We start from the raw sequence: 683 nt of genomic DNA, 5'->3' as shown, positions 1-683 counted from the left end.
CCAGTGCCGATCCCATCAGGGCGCCGACAAACCCCACGCTTTTATCGCCTTTTTTACGGGCCCGTTTGTGCACATAGTACAGATCCGGCACTACCGCGTAGCCGGTGGCGTTGGGGGTAAGGTCGCTGATGCGTTGGCGGATGTCACCGATTTTTGTGCCGGCCTGAATCAGGCGAATGGTTTCTGCGGCCAGCACGCCCTGCCCGGCAAACAGTGTCTGGCTATCGCTGACGCGAATACGAAAAGGGCCTTCCCGGCCGGCGGCTTCACGGACTTTTTTGTAGTCGGACAGGATTGCATGAGCAGCATCGGTGGCATTGTCGAAAATGGGGCTGCGACTCTTGGGGACAGTTTGCACCAGGGCGTAATCAAATTCGCCCACGGCCTGATCCAGTAACAGGGTGCGAATTTGTTCCACGGACGGTGGCGCAGTTTCTGCGTCATGGGTCTTGTCGACTTCGTGTCGGGCATAGAATTCCCGCGCCCGCTGTGGGTCCCGGTCATCCACATAAATTTCCTTGCCGATACGGATGGGAACCGGCATCACCAGAATGTTATTGGCATCAATAAAGTCTTTGGGAAGATCACAACCTGAATCCACAACCAGACCGATTTTCATTGTTATACGCCTTGCGAAGCCTGTGTGATTTCAGTCTAGAACGGGCGTTCCGGTATTGGCGTCT

1 protein-coding gene is annotated in these 683 nt (G+C 55.5%); it reads right to left on the bottom strand.

Annotated elements, in window-relative coordinates; all coding sequences use genetic code 11:
• A partial coding sequence (locus tag A3730_RS25155; protein WP_063539232.1) for a DegV family protein occupies positions 1 to 619 on the bottom strand: 619 nt, incomplete at its 3' end.
• Positions 620 to 683: the final 64 nt, after the last annotated feature.

It is taken from the genome of Alcanivorax sp. HI0044 (assembly GCF_001634945.1).
Note: the sequence above shows the minus strand (reverse complement) of the source record. Positions and strands in the feature narration are given on the sequence as shown.